The 6,094-nt window shown below is 69.3% G+C and carries 8 protein-coding genes; 5 read left to right on the forward strand and 3 right to left on the reverse strand.

Annotated features, from left to right (window positions below; all coding sequences use genetic code 11):
* Positions 1-23: 23 nt before the first annotated feature.
* The 4 genes from E1218_RS22420 to E1218_RS22435 all read left to right on the forward strand — a co-directional run bounded on the left by E1218_RS22420 (position 24) and on the right by E1218_RS22435 (position 2,545).
* Positions 24-980: an asparaginase gene (locus E1218_RS22420; protein ID WP_132323249.1), complete on the forward strand. Its 957-nt coding sequence runs from the start codon at positions 24-26 to the stop codon at positions 978-980.
* A gap of 74 nt (positions 981-1,054) precedes the next feature.
* On the forward strand, positions 1,055-1,531 hold the full coding sequence (locus E1218_RS22425; protein ID WP_132323251.1) for a helix-turn-helix domain-containing protein: 477 nt from the start codon (positions 1,055-1,057) through the stop codon (positions 1,529-1,531).
* A 38-nt stretch (positions 1,532-1,569) separates the two neighbouring features.
* Positions 1,570-2,091 (forward strand): hypothetical protein, encoded by a 522-nt coding sequence (locus E1218_RS22430; protein WP_132323253.1) that lies wholly within the window; start codon positions 1,570-1,572, stop codon positions 2,089-2,091.
* 100 nt (positions 2,092-2,191) lie between these two features.
* On the forward strand, positions 2,192-2,545 hold the full coding sequence (locus tag E1218_RS22435) for a DUF2516 family protein (protein ID WP_132323255.1): 354 nt from the start codon (positions 2,192-2,194) through the stop codon (positions 2,543-2,545).
* A gap of 7 nt (positions 2,546-2,552) precedes the next feature.
* On the opposite strand, the gene E1218_RS22440 is transcribed toward E1218_RS22435, so the two are convergent.
* Positions 2,553-3,344: a L,D-transpeptidase family protein gene (locus E1218_RS22440; protein WP_132323257.1), complete on the reverse strand. Its 792-nt coding sequence runs from the start codon at positions 3,342-3,344 to the stop codon at positions 2,553-2,555.
* Positions 3,345-3,437: 93 nt separating this feature from the next.
* On the opposite strand from E1218_RS22440, the gene E1218_RS22445 reads away from it, so the two are divergent.
* Entirely contained in the window at positions 3,438-3,941 is a 504-nt protein-coding gene (locus E1218_RS22445) for an O-acetyl-ADP-ribose deacetylase (protein WP_132323259.1), read from the forward strand.
* Between the two features lie 26 nt (positions 3,942-3,967).
* Here the strand turns inward: E1218_RS22445 and E1218_RS22450 are convergent, their stop codons facing one another.
* Both E1218_RS22450 and E1218_RS22455 read right to left on the reverse strand, forming a co-directional pair.
* Positions 3,968-4,531 carry a L,D-transpeptidase gene (locus tag E1218_RS22450; RefSeq protein WP_132323261.1) on the reverse strand — a complete coding sequence of 188 codons (564 nt, stop codon included), beginning with the start codon at positions 4,529-4,531 and terminating at the stop codon, positions 3,968-3,970.
* 299 nt (positions 4,532-4,830) lie between these two features.
* On the reverse strand, positions 4,831-6,094 hold a 1,264-nt coding region (locus E1218_RS22455; protein WP_132323263.1), incomplete at its 5' end, for an EF-Tu/IF-2/RF-3 family GTPase.

Raw genomic sequence — 6,094 nt, forward strand, 5'->3', positions numbered from 1 at the left:
TTTTGCACCTGTACAGTTCAGTCGTGACCGAACCTGTGATCCTGGCCGACGTCGTCCGCAGCGGCTTCGTCGAGGGCCGTCACCGCGGCTCCGTCGTGGTGACCGATCCCGACGGCGCCGTCGAGTGGTCCGTCGGCGTGGTCGACGAGCCGATGTTCCCGCGCTCGTCGAACAAGCCGATGCAGGCACTCGGCATGCTCCGGCACGGCCTGCCGCTCGACGGCAGACTGCTGTCGCTCGCGGGTGCCTCGCACTCGGGCGAACAGTTCCACCTGGACGGTGTGCGCGAGATCCTCGCGCTGGCCGGGCTGGACGCGTCGGCACTGCGGACGCCGCCGGCGTACCCGCTGGACGACGCCGCCCGGGATGCCTGGGTCCGTGCGGGGCACGGCCCGGAGCGGATCACGATGAACTGCTCCGGCAAGCACGCCGCCATGCTGCTGGCCTGCGTGCTCAACGGCTGGCCGCTCGAGGACTACCGCTCGCCGGACCACCCGCTGCAGAAGGTGATCCGGACCGCGGTCGAGGACACGGCCGGCGAGAAGGTCTCCTACGTCGCGGTCGACGGCTGCGGCGCACCGATCCTCGCCATCAGCCTGGCCGGACTGGCCCGCTCGTTCGGCCTGTTCGCGGCGGCCGCGCCCGGCACGCTCGAGGCCAAGGTGAAGGACGCTTTCCGGGAGTTCCCGGAGTACGCCAGCGGTAGTACCCGCGACGAGGCCGCACTGATGCGAGCCGTCCCTGGGCTGTTCTGCAAGGTCGGCGCCGAGAGCGTGTACGCCGTCGGCCTCGAGGACGGCCGGGGAATCGCGCTCAAGATCGAGGACGGTACGCCGCGGGCCCGGGCCGTGGTGATGGCCGCCGTACTGCGCAAGCTCGGCCTGGAGCACGAGGTCGTCGAGCAGCAGGCCCACTTCCCGCTGTACGGCGGCGGCGTCGAGGTCGGCGCGGTCCAGCCGCATCTGCCGGCCTTCGACTGACCGGCCACCCCGGGTGAGCGGGCTCACGGCCGGCCTGCTTGCAATTGCAAGCACTCTGCTAGCACACTGGGTCCGTGGCCAGGTTGAGTGATCGTGTCGCCGGTTCGGTGGGCTCCGTCGGGGAGTACCTCGCCGAGCAGCGGCGGCAGGCGCAGTTGTCGCTGCGGCAGCTGTCCGACCTGGCCGGGGTGTCGAACCCGTACCTCAGCCAGATCGAGCGCGGCCTGCGGAAACCGTCGGCCGACGTGCTGCAGCAGCTCGCGAAGGCGTTGCGGATCTCCGCGGAGACCCTGTACGTACGGGCCGGCATCCTCGATCCGGACGACAGCTCCGACGGCGCCCGCGGCGCGTCCGGCGTGGTCGACGCCGTACTGCTCGATCCCGCGCTGAACGAGCGGCAGAAGCGTGTGCTGCTGGACGTCTACGCGTCCTTCGTCCGGGAGAACGCGGCCGCTGACGACGAGGTCCACGAGAAGCCGGAGCCTGCCAGGCCGGCTGCCGCGAAGAAGCCGGCGGCCAGAAAGACCCCTGCGAGCAAGCGCACCACGTAGTTTCCTTTCCTGCTGAAGACATCCCGAGGAGAAGCCTGATGGCTACCCGTACGCCCGTTACCCCGCTCTACGTGCTCGCCGGTGCCGGCGACCTGGCGGTGGAGAAGTTCCGCGCGGTCAGCGACGACGTCACCGCCCGGTTCGCCAAGCTGGACCAGAAGACCCTGCAGACCGAGCTGAGCAAGGCGCAGACCGAGCTCGCCAAGCGGCTCGACGCGATCGTCGCCGACGCGCGGACCGCGCCGGGCAAGCTGCGTGAGCTGCCGGCCACCGCCCAGGCCGGTCTCACCACTGTCCTCGGCCAGGCCGAGGAGACCTACGAGGACCTGGCCGGCCGCGGCAAGGAACTGGTCGAGCGGATCCGCAGCCAGAAGGCCACCGAGGACCTGGTCACCCAGGCCAAGACCACGGTGAGCAAGGCGAAGGCCACCCGGACGACCGCGAAGAAGACCGCCGACACCGCCGGCCGCAACGTCAAGGCGACCGCGACCAGCGCCCGGAAGACCGCGAAGACGGCGTCCAAGGCCGCCGCGGACGCCGCCGGCACGGTCGGCGACTGACAGTAACGACACCCGGCATCCGGGTGAATCTCCGGCCGGGCGGCCCAGAATCTGCACTCAGCAGAGGTGGGCCGCCCGGTCTTTGGGTACGCTCGTACGCATGCTCCCACTCGCCACGTTCCCGAACCTCTTTCCCGGGTTCGCCGGTCCGCTCGAGATCATCTGGTGGGTGCTGCTCGGAATCAAGCTGGTCGCGCTGCTGGATGCCGCCTTCCGGCCGCGGGCGGTGTTCGTCGCCGCGGACAAGCTGACCAAGCCGGGCTGGGTGCTGATCCTGGCGGTGTTCACGCTGAGTCAGATCTTCCAGGGCTGGCTGAGCTTCTTCGGCCTGATCGGTATCGTCGCCGCCGGTGTGTACCTGGTCGACGCCCGGCCCGCCCTGCGCGCGGCCGCCGGTCGCGGCCGCGGCGGGTGGGGCGCGATCCGTCGCCGCCGGGGGCCGCGCCCGCTGTAGGTCCGCCCTACGAGCGGTAGACGATCACCTTGTCGCCGACGTCGATCTGGTCGAACAGGATCTTGATCTTGCCCAGGTCGCGCACGTTCACGCAGCCGTGCGAGCCACCGTTGTACCCGCGGGCGGCGAAGTCCGACGAGTAGTGCACCGCCTGGCCGCCGGAGAAGAACATCGCGTACGGCATCGGGGAGTCGTACAGCTTGGAGACGTGGTCGCGGCTCTTCCAGCCGACCGAGAAGCTGCCCTCGCGGGTCGCCGTCTTCTCCGCGCCGAACCGGACGTCGAGCTGCATCTTCACGACTCCGTCGACGACGTACCGCAGCTTGCGGCTGGTCTTGTCGATGCAGAGCACGACCCCGGTGGCGCAGCGCGCGTCGAGCCGCTTGCCGTTCACCATGGGCGGCGGCGGGTACAGCTCGGTCTGGGTCGGTTCGCGCGTCACCGCGACCAGCTCGTCCCAGGTGTTCTGGTCGACGTACCCGAGCCGGGGGATGTCCTTGGACTTCTGGAACTTCTTCACCGCGGACCGGGTCATGGTGCCGAACTCGTTGTCCTGGTAGCGCTTCTCCAGCAGCCCGAGCTGGACCAGGCGGGCCTCGACCTTGCGCACGTTCGTCCCGGTGGATCCGTTCTTCCACAGCGCCTTCGGGTATATCGGCAGCTCACCGCTGACCTCGAACGGCACGGTCTCGAAATCGGCCGGAGCCGCGGTCGCCTGGGTTCCTAGACTGAGCAGTGCCGTAATCCCGGCGCCGACGACCAATCCGGTCACCACCGTGCGAATGATCGGTCCGCGCATCGGACCCCCCTCTTGATAGACCACGTCCCTGCTCTGGTGGGACGTCCTCACCGGCCTTTTGGTTGGCGCCCCAGCGTACCGGAGGATGCGTTCATGGAAATCGTGCTGAGTACGGCGGACATCACCACGGTCAGCGTGGACGCGGTCGTCAACGCGGCCCACCACGCCTTGCGGGGCGGCGGCGGGGTCGACGGCGCGATCCACCGGGCCGGCGGACCGGAGATCCTCGCCGAGCTGATCGAGCGGTATCCGAACGGTGCCCGGACCGGCGAGGCCGCGTGGACGACCGCGGGCGCGCTGCCGGCGTCGTACGTGATCCACGTGGTCGGGCCGAACTACACCGCGGGTCAACGGGATCCGGCGCTGCTCGAGTCCTGCTACCGCACCGCGTTGCGGATCGCGGACGAGTTGGGGGCGCGGACGCTGGCGCTGCCGGCGGTCTCGGCCGGGATCTACGGCTGGCCGGCGCAGTCGGCGGCCGACATCGCCGTACGGACGTTGCGGGAGACGGCGACGGAGGTCCTGACGGCGACCTTCTGTCTGCTGGATCCCCGGCTGTACAAGGCGTTCCAGAACGCGACAGCGGCCGGAGAGTAGGCACTCTCCGGCCGCTGACCGGTCGGTCAGGCGCTGTAGACGACGACCTTGTCGCCGATCTTCACCCGGGCGAAGATCCAGGCGATCTTCTTCTTGTCCCGGATGTTCGCGCAGCCGTGCGAGGCGCCGTTGTACCCGCGGGCCTTGAAGTCCGACGAGTAGTGGATCGCCTGACCGCCGCTGAAGAACATCGCGTACGGCATCGGCGACTTGTACAGCGACGACACGTGGTTCTTCGACTTGCGGTAGACCTTGAACACACCGTTGCGCGTCGGGGTCTTCCGGCCGCCGAACCGCGCGTCGGTGATCTGGATCGGCTTGCCGTTCACCAGGTACACCAGCTTCCGGGTGCGCTTGTTCAGGCACAGCACCCGGCCCCTCGTCATGCACCGCTTGTCGATCCGCAGCTTCCCCGGAACGACCGCGGCCGGACTCGCCGCCGCGGTCGCCTTCTGCGGCGCGACCACGGCCTGGGGCGCAACCCTCGGCGCGACCGTGGCAGCCCCGGCCGTCGTGGTGGCGGTCAGTGCGCCCACTCCCACGAACGTGGCAGCCGTGACGGTGGCGCCGAGCTTACGCAGAATGCCCATGTTTCGTCCTTCCCCCAACTGAAGTCTTCCTTGCACATCACAGACGCCACCCCCGGACGTCTGGTTGGTAACGATCCGGCACCGCGACCCCGGGCCGCCGGGCCGGAGAAGTATGTATCACACCGCTGTGGTTCACCGCGCCCGCGCCCGCGCCCGCTGCGAGCCTCGTGGCTTGAACGGCCCTCGGACGTCTACGAGCAGGGCGCCAGCCCGCACACCGCCCTCAGGCAGCAAGCCGAAGGACGAACGGCGATGAGCCGGGCGCGGGTGAAAGGCGCGCGGGGCTCGCGTGGGTTGATTCAGCTCTTGTTCTTGCGGCCGAGTTTGGCTCGTTCCACCTGGGTCAGGGCGACCTTGCGCATGCGGACCGCGTCGGGGGTGACCTCGACGCATTCGTCCTCGCGGCAGAACTCCAGCGACTGCTCGAGCGAGAGCTTGCGGGCCGGGACGAGCTTCTCGAACTCGTCCGCGGTCGACGACCGGACGTTGGTCATCTTCTTCTCCTTGGTGATGTTCACGTCCATGTCGTCCGAGCGCGAGTTCTCGCCGACGATCATCCCCTCGTAGACCTCGGTCGTCGGCTCGACGAACAGCGTGCCGCGCTCCTGCAGGTTGATCATCGCGTACGACGTCGCCGCGCCGGCCCGGTCCGCCACCAGGGAACCGCTCGGCCGCGTCCGCAGCTCGCCGAACCACGGCTCGTACCCCTCGAACACGTGGTGCGCGATCCCGGTCCCGCGGGTGTCGGTGAGGAACTCGGTCCGGAACCCGATCAACCCGCGGGCCGGGACCAGAAACTCCATCCGGACCCAGCCGGTGCCGTGGTTCGTCATCTGCTCCATCCGGCCCTTGCGCACCGCGAGCAGCTGGGTGACGGTGCCGAGGTACTCCTCGGGGCAGTCGATCGTCAGCCGCTCGACCGGCTCGTGCCGTTTGCCGTCGATTTCGCGGGTGACCACCTGCGGCTTGCCGACGGTCAGCTCGTAGCCCTCGCGGCGCATCTGCTCGACCAGGATGGCCAGCGCCAGCTCACCACGGCCCTGCACCTCCCAGGCGTCCGGCCGCTCGGTCGGCAGCACCTTGATCGACACGTTGCCGACGAGTTCCTTGTCCAGCCGGTCCTTGACCAGGCGGGCGGTGACCTTGGTGCCCTTGGTCCGGCCGGCCAGCGGCGAGGTGTTGGTACCGATCGTCATCGAGATGGCCGGCTCGTCCACGGTGATCAACGGCAGCGGCTTCGGGTTCTCCGGGTCGGCGAGCGTGTCGCCGATCATGATCTCCGGGATGCCTGCGATCGCACAGATGTCGCCCGGCCCGGCGGAGTCGCCCGGCACCCGCTCGAGCGCCTCGGTGATCAGCAGTTCGGTGATCTTGACCCGCTCGACGCTGCCGTCGTGCTTGCACCAGGCGACCTGCGCGCCCTTCTTCAGCGTGCCCTCGTGCACGCGGACCAGCGCGAGCCGGCCCAGGAACGGCGAGGCGTCCAGGTTGGTCACGTGCGCCTGCAGCGGCGCGTCCTCGACGTACGTCGGGGCCGGCACGTTCTCCAGGATGGTCTGGAAC

It is taken from the genome of Kribbella turkmenica (assembly GCF_004348725.1).
GTDB classification, from domain to species: domain Bacteria; phylum Actinomycetota; class Actinomycetes; order Propionibacteriales; family Kribbellaceae; genus Kribbella; species Kribbella turkmenica.